Below are 15,793 nucleotides of genomic sequence, written 5' to 3'. Positions count from 1 at the left end.
ACCCGATTCGAGACGCCATGTTCCGCAACATCCTGATCGTCTGTCACGCGAACGTCTGCCGCAGCCCGGCAGCGGAAATGCTGTTCAAGTCGCACACCGCGTCGCGCGGCGGCCCGCGCGTGACGTTCCACTCCGCGGGCGTGCGCGCGAACGACGGCGACGGTATCGATCCGGTGATGCGGCAACTGCTCGCCGAGCGCGGCGTCGATGCGACGACGCATCGGTCGCGTCGGCTGTCGCGCCGGCTCGTGCGCGACGCCGACCTGATTCTCGTCAGCGAGCGCGGACAGATCGCGGCCGTCGAATCGGTCGATCCGTTCGCGCGCGGCAAGGTTCACCTGCTTGGCAAGTGGGAGGACGCCGAGATCGCGGATCCGCATGGCGGCCCCGAGGCCGACTATCGCGAGAGCTACTCATTGATCGAACGTCTGGTTCAAGGATGGCTGCAAAAACTATGCTGAAACGTCCCATGCGCCCGCTGGCGCTTGCCGTCGCGATGACGACATTCCTGTCGGCCTGCGCGACCGCGCCCGGCAACTATCTCGATTCGTCGAACCTGAAGGACGAAGGCCGCCAGGGCCAGGCCGAAACCTATCCGGTTCATTACATCGACGCGAAGCTGGTGATGGATCAGCTGCAGAAGCAGCAGGTCGAGCATCCGCTGCCGCCGGGCCGTTACACCGATCCGTCGCAGTACGTCTACCGCGTCGGCCCGCAGGACATCCTCGGCGTCACGGTGTGGGATCACCCCGAGCTGACGACGCCGCAGGGCCAGTCGTTCTCGAGCGGCGGCAACACGACGCAGACGGTCGCGGGCGCGCTCCAGCAGCCGTATACGACCGCGCTGCCGGGTCAGGCCGATCCGTACGGCCAGACCGTGTCCGCCGACGGCTCGATCTTCTTCCCGTTCGTCGGCCGCATACACGTGGCGGGCAAGACGGTCGCGCAGATCCGCGAGCAGATGGCGTCCACGCTCGCGCGCTATGTGAAGAATCCGCAGCTCGACGTGCGCGTGCTGTCGTTCCGCAGCCAGAAGGTGCAGGTGACGGGCGAGGTGAAGCAGCCGGGCCCGCTCGCGGTGAGCGACGTGCCGCTGACGCTGGTCGACGCGATCTCGCGCTCGGGCGGCTCGACCAACGAGGCCGACCTGCAGCGCGTGCGCCTGACGCGCGACGGCAAGCTCTACACGCTCGACGCGAACGGCGTGCTCGATCGCGGCGAAGTGAAGCAGAACGTGATGCTGCAGCCGGGCGACATCGTCAACGTGCCGGACCGCAGCGACAGCCGCGTGTTCATCATGGGTGAGGTCAAGACGCCGGTCACGGTGCCGATGCTCAAGGGCAGGCTGACCATCGCCGACGCGCTGACGGCCGGCGGCGGCATCCTCGACACCGATGCGAACCCGCGCAAGATCTACGTGATGCGGGGCATGCGTGACAACCCGACGAAGCCGGAAGTGTACCGCCTCGACATGACGCAGCCGGATGCGCTGATGCTGTCGAGCCGCTTCCCGCTCCAGCCGCTCGATGTGGTCTACGTCAGCACGGCCGGCTCGGTGCAGTTCAACCGTGTGCTGCAGCAGGTGTTGCCGACGATCCAGACGATCTTCTACATGCGGCAGATCACGCGCTGATAGCCCGCCGGGGCGGCACCTGCCCCCCGGCACCACTCAAGCGGGAACGAATGGTGAACACGCAAGCAAAACACACCTACGCGGGTCCGGCCGCGAAAACCGACGAAGAGGACGTCGTCCTCGGCCAGTTGCTCCAGGTGATCATGGACGACATCTGGCTGCTGCTCGGCGTCGCGGTGACCGTCATCGCGCTCGCCGGCCTGTACTGCTACGTCGCGAAGCCGGTCTATCAGGCCGACGTGCACGTGCGGGTCGAGGGCAACGACAGCACGACGCAGGCGCTCACGCAGACGCAGACGGGCGCGATGATCAACAGCGGTCCGCAGCAGGCGCCGACCGATGCGGAAATCGAGATCATCAAGAGCCGCGGCGTCGTCGCGCCGGTCGTCGAGGAGTTCAAGCTGAACTTCTCGGTCGTGCCGAAGACGATGCCGCTGATCGGCAGCCTGGCCGCGCGCATCGCGACGCCGGGCGAGCCGTCGCGCGCGTGGTTCGGCCTGAGGTCGTACGCGTGGGGCGGCGAAGTCGCCGATATCGACTCGATCAACGTCGTGCCCGAGCTCGAAGGCAAGAAGATGACGCTGACCGCCGGCCCGAACGGCACCTACACGGTGGTCGACCAGAACGGCCGCCGCCTGTTGTCGGGCCGGGTCGGCGAATCGGAGCAGGGCGGCGGGCTCACGCTGCTCGTGCAGAAGCTCGTCGCGCGTCCGGGCACGCAGTTCACGGTGGTCCGCTACAACGATCTCGACGCGATCACCGGCTTCCAGTCGGGCATCCAGGTGAGCGAGCAGGGCAAGCAGACGGGCGTCGTGCAGATCTCGCTCGAAGGCAAGAATCCGGACCAGACGGCCGCGATCGCGAACGCGCTCGCACGGTCGTACCTGAACCAGCACGTGATCGCGAAGCAGGCCGAAGCGACCAAGATGCTCGATTTCCTGAAGGGCGAGGAACCGCGCCTGAAGGCCGACCTCGAGCGTTCGGAAGCCGCGCTGACGCAGTATCAGCGCACGTCCGGCTCGATCAACGCGAGCGACGAGGCGAAGGTCTACCTGCAGGGCAGCGTGCAGTACGAGCAGCAGATCGCCGCCCAGCGCCTGCAGCTCGCGTCGCTCGCGCAGCGCTTCACCGACTCGCATCCGATGGTGATCGCCGCGAAGCAGCAGCTTGCCGAACTGCAGGGCGAGAAGGACAAGTTCAGCAACCGCTTCCGCAGCCTGCCGGCGACCGAAGTGAAGGCCGTCCAGCTCCAGCGCGACGCGAAGGTCGCCGAGGACATCTACGTGCTGCTGCTGAACCGCGTGCAGGAGCTGTCGGTGCAGAAGGCCGGCACGGGCGGCAACATCCACCTCATCGACTCGGCGTTGCGCCCGGGCGACCCGATCAAGCCGAAGAAGGTGCTGATCCTGTCGGCCGCGGTGTTCCTGGGGCTGATCCTCGGCACCGGCATCGTGTTCCTGCGCCGCAACCTGTTCCAGGGCATCGAGGATCCGGACCGCGTCGAGCGGACGTTCAACCTGCCGCTGTACGGGCTGGTGCCGCAAAGCGCCGAGCAGGTGAAGCTCGACGCGATGGCCGAGAAGGGCGGCGGCCGTGCGCGGCCGATCCTCGCGAGCCTGCGCCCGAAGGACCTGAGCGTCGAAAGCATGCGCAGCCTGCGCACCGCGATGCAGTTCGCGATGATGGACGCGAAGAACCGCGTGATCGTGCTGACCGGCCCGACGCCGGGTATCGGCAAGAGCTTCCTGACGGTCAACCTCGCGGTGCTGCTCGCGCATTCGGGCAAGCGCGTGCTGCTGATCGACGCCGACATGCGCCGCGGGATGCTCGACCGCTACTTCGGCCTCACCGCGCAGCCGGGCCTGTCCGAGCTGCTGAGCGATCAGTCGCCGCTCGAGGACGCGATCCGCGAGACGCCGGTGCAGGGCCTGTCGTTCATCTCGGCCGGCACGCGCCCGCCGAACCCGTCGGAGCTGCTGATGTCGACGCGTCTGCCGCAATACCTCGAAGGGCTCGGCAAGCGCTACGACATCGTGCTGATCGACTCGCCGCCGGTGCTGGCGGTGACCGACGCGACCATCATCGGCCGCATGGCCGCCGCGACCTTCCTGGTGCTGCGCTCGGGCATGCATACCGAAGGCGAGATCGCCGACGCGATCAAGCGCCTGCGCACCGCGGGCGTCGATCTGGAAGGCGGGATCTTCAACGGCGTGCCGCCGAAGGCGCGCGGCTACGGCCGCGGCTATGCGGCCGTCCACGAATACCTGAGCGCCTGATCTGCGTGGCGCGTAACCGGGTGGGCGGCATGTGCCGCCGGCCCGGCCGACTGGAGAACCTCGAATGAAAATTTCCGTGCTCGTTCCGACCTTTCGGCGCCCGGCCGACCTCGCGCGCTGCCTCTCGGCGCTGCAGCGCCAGCAGCGGCTGCCCGACGAGGTGATCGTCGTCGCGCGCCCGGAGGACGACGCCACGCACGAGCGCCTCGCCGATCCGTCGGTCGGCGGCGCGCTGCCGCTGCGGATCGTGCCGGTCGACGTGCCCGGGCAGGTCGCCGCGCTGAACAAGGGGCTCGACTCGGCGAACGGCGACATCGTCGCGATCACCGACGACGATGCGGCGCCGCGCGCCGACTGGCTCGCGCGCATCGAAGCCGCGTTCCTGGCCGATCCGCGCGTGGGTGCGGTCGGCGGCCGCGACTGGGTGCACGAGAAAGGCCGCGTGCTCGACGAGTCGCGCGAGCGCGTGGGCCAGCTCACGCTGTCCGGCAAGATCGTCGGCAACCATCATCTGGGCGTCGGCGGCGCGCGCGAAGTCGACATGCTGAAAGGCGCGAACATGAGCTACCGCCGCGCCGCGATCGAACGGCTGCGCTTCGACACGCGGCTGCGCGGCGCCGGTGCGCAGGTGCACAACGACATGGCATTCAGCATGCACGTGCAGCGCGAAGGCTGGAAGCTCGTCTACGACCCGGCGATCGCGGTCGATCATTTTCCGGCCGAGCGTTTCGACGACGACCGGCGCGATGCCGCATCGCTGAATGCGATCAGCAACGGCGCGTACAACTTCCACCTGATCCTGCGCGAGCATCTGCCGCCGCTGCGGCGCGAGCTCGCGTGGTGGTGGTGGACGCTGATCGGCACGCGCGTCTATCCGGGCTTCGCGCACGTGCTGCTGTCGCTGCATACCGCGCAGCGCGAACGCGTGCGCGAGCACTGGCGCGCGGTGCGCCGCGGCGCACGCGATGCGCGCCGCGCCAACCTTGCCCCCCATCGCGCGGCGATGCCGCCGGTGACGTCTTGAACGAGCCGCGCACGACGCATGGCCACCCCCGGAGGGCTTGACATGGTACGACCCCCGCATCTTCCTGAAGCCTGCCTGTCGGGGCATCCCACGGCACGGCGGAGGCTGACATGACTTCAACGAAGGTTCACGTCCACCTGTTTTACGGCGCCGATCCGCGTACCTACCGGAAAGGCGAGGACATCGGCTGCCTGTACGGCTATCACCACGCCGAATCCGACGAATTCCGCCTGACCTATTCGCAGGATAGCCGCGAGAACCGCGTCGCGAGCCTCGCGCGCCGTGCGCTGAAGGCGGCGCTCGGTTTCGACGTCGTGCATGCGTGGCGCAATCGCGCCGCGCTGCTGGACACCGACGTGATCTGGACGCACACCGAGCAGGAGCACCTCGCCGCGGCGCTGGTCCTCAAGCTCGCCGGCGCGCGGGGCAAGCACCCGCTGCTGCTCGCGCAGAGCGTGTGGCTGTTCGACAAGTGGAACACGTTCGGCGGCGCGCGCCGCTGGCTGTATCGCAAGCTGCTCGCCCGTGCCGACGCGTTGACGACGCTCGCCCGCGACAACGCCGAGCTGTGCCGCCGCTATCTCGGGCGCGACGCGGAGTTCGTCTACTACGGGCTGAACACGCAGGATTTCCCACCGGTCGAGCCGCGGCAGTGGCAGCCGAACCGGCCGCTGCGGATCGCCGCGATCGGCAACGACCGCGACCGCGACTGGCGCACCTTCCTCGCCGCGTTCGGCGGCGACGAGCGCTACGACGTGCGGCTCGCGACGCGCCGCCGCGTGCCGCGCGAGTGGCATGCACCGAACGTGAAGATCGGCTCGGCATCGGGCCTCGCGAAGCAGCACGAGCTGTACGCATGGGCCGACGTGATCGTCGTGCCGCTGCGGCCGAACTTCCACGCGTCGGGCATCACCGTGATGCTCGAGGCGGCGGCGGTCGGCAAGCCGATGATCGTGTCCGACGTCGGCGGGCTCAGCGACTACTTCCCGCACGACACGGCCGCCTACGTGCCGGCGTTCGATGCCCAGGCGATGCGCCAGGCGGCCGACCGCTTCGTGGCCGATCCGCTCGCCGCGCTCGACTGCGCGCGCGCCGCGGCCGCGTGCCTGCGCGAGCGCGACCTGACCACGCAGGCGTTCGCCGAGCAGCACGTGCGGATCACGCGCGACATGCTGCGCCGGCGTCGCACGCCGGCGGCCGCCGGCCTCGCGATGCCGCTCGCGGATTCGCGTCCTTCGTCGCGGTGAGAGCGGATCGATGAGCACGATTGCCGCCGAACGCGAACCGTCGCGCAACCGCCGCTGGCTGCCCGAGCGCAAGCACTGGGTCGGGCAGGCCGGGCTGTGGACGTTTACCGCCGCGCTGATCGCCATTCACCAGGGCAAGGTGCTGACGCTCGCGTTTCCGGTGCTGGCCATCGCGGTCGGCATCTGGCTGTATTTCAAGAGCCCCGCGCGCTACGTCGGCTTCATGTGGTGGGTGTGGTTCCTGAGCCCCGAAGTGCGGCGGCTCGCCGACTGGTCGAAGGGCGCGTTCACGCCCACCAGCCTGATCCAGGTCGCGCCGCTCGCGGTGACGATGATCGCCGCGTTCGGATTGATCAGGCATTACCGCGTGCTCGCGCAGCGGCGCGGGATTCCCGTGCTGCTGATGCTGTTCGGGCTGGCGTACGCGTATCTGGTCGGCATCGTGTCGAGCGGCGTGATGGCCGCGACCTACGACCTCGCGAACTGGGTGTACCCGGTGCTGATCGGCTTTCACATCATGGTGAACTCGCGCGACTATCCCGAGTACCGCGACGTGCTGCTGTCCACGTTCATGTGGGGCGCGGCCGTGATGGGCGTGTACGGGGTCGTGCAGTACTTCGTGATGCCGCAGTGGGACGTGCTGTGGATGATCGGGTCGAACATGGGTTCGCAGGGCGAGCCGGTGCCGTACGGCGTCCGGGTATTCAGCACGATGAACTCGTCGGGGCCGTTCGCGTTCGCGATCATGGGCGCGCTGGTGTTCGTGTTCGCGGCGCCGCAGAAGGTGCGCTGGTTCGCGGGCGCCGCCGGCTTCGTGTCGTTCGCGCTGTGTCTCGTGCGCTCGACCTGGGGCGGCTGGGTGATCGCGCTCGCGATCCAGCTCCTGCAGTCGAGCAACCGCGTGCGGATGCGGATCCTGATCAGCGGCGTCGTGCTGGTCGGGCTGTGCGTGCCGCTCCTGACCGTCGGCCCGGTGGCCGACCGGCTCGGCGCGCGTCTGCAGTCGATCACGAACCTGAAGGACGACCGCAGCTACGACGACCGCAACAAGTTCTACGCAACCTTCGCGCAGACGGCGTTCACCGACGTCGCCGGCGAAGGGATGGGCGCGACCGGCGCATCCACGAAGCTGTCGAGCGACAGCGGCGAGCTCGGCAAGTACGGCAGCTTCGACAGCGGCGTGATGAACGTGCCGTTCGTGCTCGGCTGGCCCGGCACGCTGCTGTACCTGGCGGGCGTCGTGATGCTGCTCGGCCGCACGCTGCGCGCGGCGTTCAAGCTGCGCAAGGACAAGTTCGTCGGCGCATGCCTGAGCCTGTGCCTGTCGGTGTTCGCGATGCTCGTGTTCACGAACTCGCTGATCGGCACGGGCGGCTTGCTGCTGTTCACGGCCATTTTTTCAATACTATCCGCGGCGCACTGGCAGAAGGCGCAGCGCCTGCTGGCCGCCGCGCATTCACGGGGAGGCGACCATTGAGAATCGCGATCGTCACGCACGTCGTGCGACATAACGACGGCCAGGGCCGCGTCAATTACGAAATCGCGCGCGCGGCGCTGGCGGAAAACTACGAGGTCACGCTGGTCGCGTCGCATGTCGCGCCCGAGCTGCTGGCCGACCCGCGCGTGCGCTGGGTGCCGGTGAAGGTCGGTCGCTTCTGGCCGTCGAATCTCGTCAAGCAGCAGGTGTTCGCGCTGAAGAGCGCGTGGTGGCTGCGCGCGCATCGCGGCGAGTACGACGTGCTGCACGTGAACGGCTTCATCTCATGGATCCGCGCCGACGTGAATACCGCGCACTTCGTGCACGGCGGCTGGTTCAAGAGCCCGTACTACCCGTTCGGGCTGACGAAGGGAATGTGGTCGGCCTACCAGTACGTCTATACGCGCGTGAACACCGCGCTGGAGCGCTGGGCGTACCGGCGTTCGCGCGCGATCACCGCCGTGTCGCAGAAGGTGGCCGACGAGATCGCCGGGCTCGGCATCGACAGCCGCAAGATCAGCGTGATCTACAACGGCGTCGACGGCAGCGCATTCGCGGGTGCGCAGGCCGATCGCGCGGCGTTCAAGCTGCCGGACGACGCGTTCCTGCTGCTGTTCGTCGGCGACCTGCGCACGCCGCGCAAGAACCTCGGCACCGTGCTCAAGGCGCTGACGAAGCTGCCGGCCAACGTCCATCTCGCGGTGGCCGGCTATCTGCCCGGCAGCCCGTATCCGGACGAGGCGCGCGCGCTCGGCATCGATTCGCGCGTGCACTTTCTCGGTCTCGTGAAGAACATGCCGACGCTGATGAGTTCAGTCGATGCGTACGTGTTTCCGTCGCGCTACGAGGCGATGAGCCTGTCGCTGCTGGAGGCGATGGCGGCCGGGCTGCCGGTCGTCACCGCACGAACGGCGGGCGGCGCGGAAATCATCACGCGCGAGTGCGGGATCGTGCTCGAGGATCCGGACGATCCGGCAGCGCTCGCGCAGGCGATCGGTTCGCTCGCGGCGTCGCGCGACACCTGCCGCGCGATGGGCGACGCGGCCCGCGAATTGATGACCCGTTTCGGCTGGGCCCATATGGGCGCCCAGTACGTCGCGCTCTACCGGCGCATCGGCCAACCCTCGCAGCCGTCCGCCTTCGAGCGGGTCGAGCATGCGGTCACGCAGGAGCAATCGTGATGTCCCAATCTTCCCGGCCGATCAAATCGTTGCAGATCGGCATGCACTGGTTCCCCGAACGTGCGGGCGGCCTCGACCGGATGTACTACTCGCTCGTCGGCGCGCTGCCCGGGGCGGGCGTCGAGGTGCGCGGGCTCGTCGCCGGCTCGCCGAAGGTCGCCGACGACACGGGCGGTGCGATCCAGGGCTTCGGGCCCGCGTCGCAGCCGCTCGCGCGCCGGATGCTCGCCGCGCGCCGCGCGTTGCGCGACGAGATCCGCAGCGAGCGGCCGGACGTGATTTCGTCGCACTTCGCGCTGTACACGTTCCCGGGCCTCGACGTGACGCGCGGGATTCCGCAGGTGTCGCACTTCCAGGGGCCGTGGGCCGACGAAAGCCAGGTCGAGGGCGCCGCGTCGCTCGGGCAGCGCGCGAAGCGCTATCTCGAACAGGCCGTCTATACGCGCTCGTCGCGGCTGATCGTGCTGTCGCAGGCATTCGGCCAGATCCTGACGAACCGCTACGGGATCGAACCGTCGCGCGTGCGTGTGATTCCCGGCTGTGTCGATACCGCGCAGTTCGACACGCCGCTCACGCCCGGCGAGGCGCGGCACAAGCTGCAACTGCCGCAGGACCGGCCGATCGTGCTGGCCGTGCGCCGGCTCGTGCGGCGCATGGGGCTGGAGGATCTGATCGACGCCATCGGCGTCGTCAAGCAACGGCACCCGGACGTGCTGCTGCTGATCGCCGGCAAGGGCAAGATCGGCGAGGAATTGCAGCAGCGCATCGATGCGGCGGGGCTGCGGGACAACGTGAAGCTGCTCGGCTTCGTGCCCGACAACCATCTCGCGGCGCTGTACCGCGCGGCAACGGTCAGCGTCGTGCCGACGGTCGCGCTCGAGGGCTTCGGGCTGATCACCGTCGAATCGCTCGCGTCCGGCACGCCGGTGCTGGTCACGCCGGTCGGCGGGTTGCCCGAGGCGGTGGCCGGGCTGTCCGACGATCTCGTGCTGCCGTCGACCGGCGCGGATGCGATCGCGGAAGGGCTCGGCGCGGCGCTGTCGGGCGGGATCAAGCTGCCGGACGAAGCCGCGTGCAAGCGCTATGCACGCGAACACTTCGACAACGCGGTGATCGCGCGGCGGGTCGCCGGCGTGTACCAGGAGGCGATCCAGGCGGCGGGGTAAGGGAACGCGGTGCGCCGCCGCAGGATTGCGAGCGGCGCGCGTGTGGGCGTACGGTTCGCGAACTGGACACTCACGCCGGACGCCTGCGCCGGGCACCAAAGCCGCACACCCAGGCCGGACATCCCAGCCTGGCATCCAAGCCGCACACCCAGGTCGGACACCCAAGCCTGGCACCCCGGCCAGGCACCCAGGCCAGACACCCAAGCCGGACACCCGAGCCGCACACCCGAGCCGCACACCCGAGCCGCACACCCGAGCCGGACACCCAAGCCGGACACCCAAGCCGGACACCCAAGCCGGACACCCAAGCCGGCTCGCCCGATTCGGGCGAGCCGGCTTTTTGTCGTTTGCTGCCGGACTCGCCGTGATTCGCCCGCCGTTTTCGACAGGCGTCATGCACGCCTGAGCGTCACGGCCCAAACGGCGAACGCGACGACGCTGACCGCCGCGCCGAGCCCGCAAACGCCGATCCATCCGGCGTGCGCATACATCATCGTCGACGCGATCGCGCCGAGCCCGCTGCCGACCGAATAGAACAGCATGTAGCAGCCGACGAGGCGGGCATGCGCGTCGGGCCGCGCGCCGAGGATCATGCTCTGGTTCACGACGTGGACGGCCTGCCCGCCGACGTCGAGCAGCACGATGCCGATGACCAGCAGCGCGATCGACGTGCCGGCGAACGCGAGCGGCAGCCACGAGAGCGCGAGCAGCGCCAGCGCGGCGCCCGTCGTCGCTTCGCCGAGCTCGCGATCCGCGAGCCGGCCCGCGCGCGCGGCGGCCGCCGCGCCCAGGGCGCCGACGAGCCCGAACGCGCCGATTTGCGTATGCGACATCGCATGCGGCGGCGCGCTCAACGGCAGGACGAGCGCGCTCCAGAAGATGCTGAACGCCGCGAACATCAGCAGCGCGATCGCCCCGCGCACGCGCAGCACGCGCTCGGTGCGCAGCAGCGTGACCATCGACCCGAGCAGCGCCGTATAGCCGATGCGTTCGCGCGGCGCATCGGCATCGGGCAACAGCCGCGCCAGCGCGACGAGCATCGCGATCGCGAGCGCGCCCGACACCAGATAAACCGCACGCCAGCCGGCGATATCCGTGACGACACCCGCGAGCGAGCGCGCGGCCAGCAGGCCGATCACGACGCCGCCCTGTGCCGCGCCCACCACGCGGCCGCGCTCGCCGGCACCCGCAAGCGCGGCCGAGCAGGCGATCAGCCCTTGCGTCATCGCGGTGCCGAGCAGCCCGACCGCGACCATGCCCGCGAGCAACGCGATGCGCGTCGACGAGGCGGCCACGCCAATGCACGCCGCCGTCAGCAGCAGAAGCTGAACGGTGATCAGGCGCTTGCGGTTCAGCAGATCGCCGAGCGGCACGACGAACAGCAGCGCGAGCGCGCAGCCGAGCTGTGTCGCGGTGATCACGCCGCCGACCGCCGCCTGCGATACGCCGAAGTCGCGGGCGATCGAATCGAGCAGCGGCTGCGCGTAGTACACGTTCGCGACGCTCGCGGCGCAGCAGACGGCCAGCAGCGCGACGCGCGCCGTGGACACGCGTGTGTCATCGGCCGGGCGAGCGGCACTTGATGCCGCAGTCGACGCGACGGTTCCTGAACGACAAGACGATTCCATCGGTTGCCTCACGTAGGTGGTTGCAATTTGAAACTAGTTCGAGTGTAGGAAAAGTAGTTTTAAAATGCAACTTCATGAAGCGGCGGGCGATAGGCCCGCGCACGGATGGCCGGCGGCCCGGGCGGGCGGCCGGCGCGATAGCGGAGAGCAATATGGCCAGGCAGAGAAGTCTTGCGGATTCACCGTGCCCGGTGGCGCGGGCGACCGATATCGTCGGCGATCGCTGGGCGTTGCTGATCGTGCGCGACGCGTTCGACGGCGTGCGCCGGTTCGGCGATTTCCGCGCGAGCCTCGGCGTCGCGAGCAACATCCTGTCGGACCGACTCAGGATGCTGGTGGAGGCCGGCGTGTTCGACGTCGTGCCCGCGTCGGACGGCAGCGCGTATCAGGAATACGCGTTGACGAAGAAGGGCGAGGGGCTGTTTCCGGTGATCGTGATGCTGCGTCAGTGGGGCGAGGCGAACCTGTTCGCGCGCGGCGAGCCGCATTCGGTGCTGGTCGAGCGCAAGACGGGCCGCGCGATCCGCAAGCTCGCGCTGCGGCACGACGACGGCCGGCCGCTGAAGGCGTCGGAGACGGTCGTGCGGAAGGTGGATGACGAGGAGGGTGCGACACGGGGGTGAAGGCCGGTCGTACCGTTCAATCGACGGACGATGCCGCCCCACGCGCGGCCGATGCGCTGCGATGTGCGCATTCGGCCTGATCGGCGTCGCGAGCACTGCAGCCGCGACGCGCAGCGCCGCCCGACGCGAGCAGCAGCCGCAGCGGCGTCGACGCATCGATGAAATGCAGCGATCCGTAGCCGAACGCCGCGGCGGTTCGTGCGGCCGCGATCATCGGCATCGTCGGCGAGCCGCGCACGCAGCGCGGCGATGCGCGGGAACGCATCGCGCTCGACTACCGCGTGATAGTCGGCCCAGCGCGCGATCCCGGAGAAGTACGCGTCGTGCGGCCGAGGTTTCAGGAAGGCATGATGCGTCGATACGGTCGCCGGCTGCGATCCAATGCAATCGATTTACGCATGAACAAAGGCGGCTTGCCGCACCAGGCGACTGCGTTACAGCAGGCAGCGATCGTCCGGCGGAATCGCTCAGTGACGTTCGCCGCGCCAGCGCCCCGGCGCGACGCCGAAGCGCTTCGTGAACGCGTGCGTGAAGGTGCTCTGGTCGGCGAAGCCGACCATGCCTGCGATGTCGACGAGCGGATGGCGGCCGTCGGCGAGCAGCACGACCGCGGCGTCGAGCCGCAGCCGCTGCAGGTAGCGATGCGGGGTTTCGCCGAACGCGTCGACGAACAATTGATGAAACCGGCGCATGCCGTAGCCGCAGTGCGCGGCGAGATCGGCGATGCGTAGCGGCTCCGCGAGCCGGGCGCGCAGCCAGCGGTCGATGCGCGCGAAATCGAGGCCCGCCGCGGGGGCGGCGAGGCCGGTGTCGCCGAGCAGCGCGTCGCACAGACGCGCGGCGGCCTGCCACTGGAAGCGATGCGCACGCCGCGCGTCGCCAGCCGGCCCGTCGAGTTGCGCGGCGGCCGCCGCGACCTGCGCGACGAGCGACGTCAGCGCCGGGTCGATCGATACCGCACGCGCGCTGTCGAACAGCCGCTGCGGCACCGCGAGCGACGCGGCGGGCAGGTCGAGCACGAGCTGGCGATTGTCGCCGAGGCCCGCGTATTCATGGCGCGCGCCGGCTGGAATCAGCCAGGCCGCGTGCCGGTCGATGCGCTGGCCGACGCCGTCCACCGCCATCACCATCGCGCCGTCGACGCCGAGCACGACCTGGTGAAAGTCGTGCACGTCGGACGCTTCGCACGTGTCGTAACGGCGCAGCGCGATGGCGGGAGACGGGATGCGTTCCATCGGACGGAGGGGCCGGCCGGCGTCTTCGTCAGACGGCGAGCAGTTCGACTTCGAACACGAGCGTCGCGTTCGGCGGGATCACGCCGCCTGCGCCGCGCGGGCCGTAGGCGAGTTGCGGCGGGATCGTCAGGCGACGCACGCCGCCCACCTTCATGCCCTGCACGCCTTCGTCCCAGCCCTTGATGACCATGCCGCCGCCGAGCACGAACGCGAACGGGTCGTTGCGGTCCTTGCTCGAGTCGAATTTCTGACCGTCGGTCAGCCAGCCCGTGTAGTGGACGCTGACGGTCTGACCGGCTTGCGCTTCCGCGCCGGTGCCTTCGGTCAACTCTTCGATTTTGAGGCCCGATGCGGTCGTGGTGACAGACATGACTTCTCCTGAAAGGGGGTTGGGTAAAACCGCTATTGTAGGCGAGCGCGCAGCGGGCCGCCCTGCGTGGCGAAGGCCCGGCCGCACGTCAATTGCGGGTCGCCGGCAGGGCGGCCATGCATCTCGCGGGAAACGCGAATTGAACGCGCGTTTGAATTGTTCGCGAACTGGGTCGACGCAGTTGCGTCGCGCGACCGGTGCGCGCGTATGAATCGGTGCGTCGCCGCCGCTCGGCGTTGCGTTGAGCACCACCGCGCCGGGCCGCGAGACGCCCGTCACATGGGGCTTTCAAGCCGATTACGGTTCGCGCGTTGGGCGCCCGCCTGCCGGTCGCGCGCCGCTGTGCGCGTTCGAATCGCAGCACGCGCAAACGCCGTTCGAACGTCGTTTTTGCCGCGCCGCCGAGCGCGCCCTGTTTGGAAGCGCGCGTCTACCGCACGGCTTGCACGCGGCGCGGCCCCGAGCCTATCTTTACAGTTATCGATGTCAAGATTTCGGCGTTGCGCGATGCGCCGCCCGGGCCCCGCGCGGGCAAGGCCGCCACGGCTGCCACGGCCGCCCGGCCGCCCGAAAACAAGGAGAACGACGAACATGAAGTCAGCCGCTTCCGCCACCGCAGCCGAGGTGATGCCGGTGCGCCGCGACCTGCGCTTCGACCTGCCGGTCGAACGCGCGAAGGACTGGCACGGGCTCGGCCCGCACGTGACTCACTTCTTCAATGCGCTGTCGCTGCTGTTTCCGGCCGGCGAACGCTTTTTCATGGATTCGGTGCGCAACTATCGCGACCGGATCGACGATCCCGTGCTGAAGCGCCAGGTGCTCGGTTTCATCGGCCAGGAGGCGATGCATACGCGCGAGCACGTCGAATACAACGAGCTGATGCAGGCGAACCGGCTGCCCGCGCGCAAGCTCGACAAGCGCGTGTGGACAGTGCTCGGCTTTGCGAAGCGCGTGTTGCCGCATTCGGTGCAGCTCGCGCATACGGTGGCGGCGGAGCACTACACGGCCATGCTCGCGGACTGGATCCTGCGCGACCCGACGCGTCTCGCCGGCTCGGTCGAGGGCTACCGGCAGATGTGGGTATGGCATGCGCTGGAGGAAACCGAGCACAAGGCCGTGTCCTACGACGTGTGGAACGCCGTGATGAAACCGGGCCTGCGCCGGTACCTGATCCGCGTCGGCGTGTACCTGCTGACGACGCTGACGTTCTGGCCGACCGTGTTTCTGATCCACGTGACGCTGTTGTCGCGCGATCGCGACATCAGGCATCGTGTGCGCGGCATGCTGCGGATGATCGCGTTCCTGTACGGGCCGCGCCGCGGGTTGTTTCCGCGCATCGCGGGTGAGTGGCTGAGCTTTTTGCGGCCCGGCTTCCATCCGTGGGACCACGACAACCGCCATCACCTCTCCCGCGTCGACGCGCTCGTCGCCGCATACGGCGAACATGATGACGCGACGGCCGGCCGCGGCCGCGCCAACGCGCCGGCACCACTTGCACCGCTCGCATCGGGGCGCTGACCTGCCCGCCGCGCGATGCGGCGCGTGTTGCGTTCGTGCATCAACCCCGTTTAATTGACGATTGACCGGCATCAAGCGGAAACGATTGCGCGCGCGGGCGCCGGAGCTGCCGACCAGCCACGCCAGCGCATGCGGCCGGTCCGGTTCGGCATGCCCGGCATCGCGTGCCGACCCCGTGCGCCAGCACCGGCGCGGTTTCGCGCGTTCGTTATCCGTGCGGCCTTCTTCCGCGCCCGCCGCGCCACCGGGAAAACACCCATCTAGCCGCGCGTCGGCGGCATCGATATACCGTTCATGAAAGGAATCGTTCGGCGCACGATTATCGCCAGGGGGGATTTTATTCGTACGGAAATACGGCCAATATGTCGGTTCGATCGAGGTCCTTCGTACGCGCGGCGAGCCGGCGCACGATACC

14 protein-coding genes and 1 pseudogene are annotated in these 15,793 nt (G+C 68.9%); 10 read left to right on the top strand and 5 right to left on the bottom strand.

Annotated elements, in window-relative coordinates:
• The first annotated feature begins 17 nt into the window (after positions 1-17).
• The 8 genes from SB786_RS11185 (at position 18) to SB786_RS11150 (ending at position 10,004) form a co-directional block, all read left to right on the top strand.
• Entirely contained in the window at positions 18-461 is a 444-nt protein-coding gene (locus SB786_RS11185; protein ID WP_006752506.1) for a low molecular weight protein-tyrosine-phosphatase, read from the top strand.
• Entirely contained in the window at positions 455-1,633 is a 1,179-nt protein-coding gene (locus SB786_RS11180; RefSeq protein ID WP_006757955.1) for a polysaccharide biosynthesis/export family protein, read from the top strand. The genes SB786_RS11185 and SB786_RS11180 overlap by 7 nt, the downstream gene beginning before the upstream one ends.
• Positions 1,634-1,683: 50 nt before the next feature.
• Entirely contained in the window at positions 1,684-3,909 is a 2,226-nt protein-coding gene (locus SB786_RS11175) for a polysaccharide biosynthesis tyrosine autokinase (RefSeq protein WP_410727499.1), read from the top strand.
• A 64-nt stretch (positions 3,910-3,973) separates the two neighbouring features.
• Positions 3,974-4,933 carry a glycosyltransferase family 2 protein gene (locus SB786_RS11170; protein ID WP_410727498.1) on the top strand — a complete coding sequence of 320 codons (960 nt, stop codon included), beginning with the start codon at positions 3,974-3,976 and terminating at the stop codon, positions 4,931-4,933.
• A 110-nt stretch (positions 4,934-5,043) separates the two neighbouring features.
• Positions 5,044-6,180 carry a glycosyltransferase family 4 protein gene (locus tag SB786_RS11165; RefSeq protein WP_410727497.1) on the top strand — a complete coding sequence of 379 codons (1,137 nt, stop codon included), beginning with the start codon at positions 5,044-5,046 and terminating at the stop codon, positions 6,178-6,180.
• Between the two features lie 10 nt (positions 6,181-6,190).
• Complete coding sequence (locus SB786_RS11160) at positions 6,191-7,657, top strand: O-antigen ligase family protein (protein ID WP_410727496.1); 1,467 nt, start codon at positions 6,191-6,193, stop codon at positions 7,655-7,657.
• Positions 7,654-8,838 (top strand): glycosyltransferase family 4 protein, encoded by a 1,185-nt coding sequence (locus SB786_RS11155; protein ID WP_410727495.1) that lies wholly within the window; start codon positions 7,654-7,656, stop codon positions 8,836-8,838. The genes SB786_RS11160 and SB786_RS11155 overlap by 4 nt, the downstream gene beginning before the upstream one ends.
• On the top strand, positions 8,838-10,004 hold the full coding sequence (locus tag SB786_RS11150; protein ID WP_410727494.1) for a glycosyltransferase family 4 protein: 1,167 nt from the start codon (positions 8,838-8,840) through the stop codon (positions 10,002-10,004). Before SB786_RS11155 ends, SB786_RS11150 begins: the two co-directional genes overlap by 1 nt.
• Positions 10,005-10,396: 392 nt before the next feature.
• Here the strand turns inward: SB786_RS11150 and SB786_RS11145 are convergent, their stop codons facing one another.
• On the bottom strand, positions 10,397-11,632 hold the full coding sequence (locus SB786_RS11145; protein WP_410727493.1) for an MFS transporter: 1,236 nt from the start codon (positions 11,630-11,632) through the stop codon (positions 10,397-10,399).
• A gap of 152 nt (positions 11,633-11,784) precedes the next feature.
• On the opposite strand from SB786_RS11145, the gene SB786_RS11140 reads away from it, so the two are divergent.
• Complete coding sequence (locus tag SB786_RS11140; protein WP_175702144.1) at positions 11,785-12,255, top strand: winged helix-turn-helix transcriptional regulator; 471 nt, start codon at positions 11,785-11,787, stop codon at positions 12,253-12,255.
• A 16-nt stretch (positions 12,256-12,271) separates the two neighbouring features.
• Here the strand turns inward: SB786_RS11140 and SB786_RS11135 are convergent, their stop codons facing one another.
• The 4 genes and pseudogenes from SB786_RS11135 to SB786_RS11120 all read right to left on the bottom strand — a co-directional run bounded on the left by SB786_RS11135 (position 12,272) and on the right by SB786_RS11120 (position 13,860).
• Positions 12,272-12,520: a hypothetical protein gene (locus SB786_RS11135; RefSeq protein ID WP_410727564.1), complete on the bottom strand. Its 249-nt coding sequence runs from the start codon at positions 12,518-12,520 to the stop codon at positions 12,272-12,274.
• Positions 12,471-12,578 (bottom strand): annotated as a pseudogene (locus tag SB786_RS11130) (glutathione S-transferase); the annotation flags it as partial. The pseudogene SB786_RS11130 and the gene SB786_RS11135, both read right to left, overlap by 50 nt.
• Before the next feature lie 144 nt (positions 12,579-12,722).
• Complete coding sequence (locus tag SB786_RS11125; RefSeq protein WP_410727492.1) at positions 12,723-13,490, bottom strand: helix-turn-helix domain-containing protein; 768 nt, start codon at positions 13,488-13,490, stop codon at positions 12,723-12,725.
• 28 nt (positions 13,491-13,518) lie between these two features.
• A complete protein-coding gene (locus SB786_RS11120; RefSeq protein WP_006761935.1) occupies positions 13,519-13,860 on the bottom strand; it encodes an FKBP-type peptidyl-prolyl cis-trans isomerase in 342 nt (113 codons plus the stop codon).
• 591 nt (positions 13,861-14,451) lie between these two features.
• Between SB786_RS11120 and SB786_RS11115 the strand changes: the two genes are divergently transcribed.
• A complete protein-coding gene (locus tag SB786_RS11115) occupies positions 14,452-15,378 on the top strand; it encodes a metal-dependent hydrolase (protein ID WP_410727491.1) in 927 nt (308 codons plus the stop codon).
• Positions 15,379-15,793 lie beyond the last annotated feature (415 nt).

Source organism: Burkholderia sp. SIMBA_062, from assembly GCF_046534765.1.
Lineage (GTDB): Bacteria > Pseudomonadota > Gammaproteobacteria > Burkholderiales > Burkholderiaceae > Burkholderia > Burkholderia ambifaria.
The sequence above is the reverse complement of the archived record's forward strand: the minus strand, read 5'-3'. Positions and strand labels throughout refer to the sequence as shown.